The sequence below is a fragment of the Rhizobacter sp. P3_B12 genome (assembly GCF_056402895.1).
Genome location: NZ_JBFUGN010001634.1, coordinates 1 through 717 on the forward strand (window position 1 = coordinate 1; position 717 = coordinate 717).

General features: G+C 66.9%; 2 protein-coding genes. Both read left to right on the forward strand.

The window, feature by feature from the left end; all coding sequences use genetic code 11:
* On the forward strand, positions 1-426 hold a 426-nt coding region (locus tag AC1D01_RS37365), incomplete at its 5' end, for an NAD-dependent epimerase/dehydratase family protein (RefSeq protein WP_477874958.1).
* 70 nt (positions 427-496) lie between these two features.
* The coding region (locus AC1D01_RS37370; protein ID WP_477874960.1) for a MarR family EPS-associated transcriptional regulator at positions 497-717 on the forward strand (221 nt) is incomplete at its 3' end.

Consider the following 717-nt stretch of genomic DNA (forward strand, 5'->3'; position numbering starts at 1 on the left):
CTGGATGCGCCGTGGGCCATGAACAATTTCATCCGCGACGCGCTGTCGGGCCGCGAGATCCGCGTCCACGGCGAAGGCACCAGCCGACGCAGCTACCTGTACGGCAGCGACGTCGCGGCCTGGCTGCTCCAGGCCTGCCTGGCGGGCCAGGACGGGGCCGCCTACAACCTGGGCGGCGACCAGCCCCTCAGCCATGCCGACGCCGCAGCCCGGGTCGGTGCCCGCACCACCCCCTCGCCGCAGATCCTGGTGCAAAGCCGCCAGAAGGACGACGGCCGCAGCCACGACTTCTTCCCCGACCTCGGCCACACGACGAAGGCGCTCGGCACCCGGGTGGTCATCGATGTGGAGACGGCGATCGAGCGGACCATGCGATGGCACGCTGAACGGCTGGCGGCCGCGCGGCGCCTGCGAGCGCCGGCGTGAACCGCCACAGCGAACGAACGGACCCACCGGAAAGTTGCAACAAATCGCTGTAGAATTTCGCGTTCAACAGATGAACGACGAAACCACATCAGCCGCCGGCCACCTGGATCTGCTGCGACTGCTGGAGCAGCACCCCGAGTATTCGCAGCGCCAATTGTCCGTCGAGCTCGGGGTCAGCCTGGGCAAGACCCACTACCTGCTCAAGGCGCTGTTGGCCAAAGGCTGGGTGAAGGCGAAGAACTTCCAGCGCAGCGACCGAAAGCTTGGCTACCTCTATGTGCTGACTCCCTC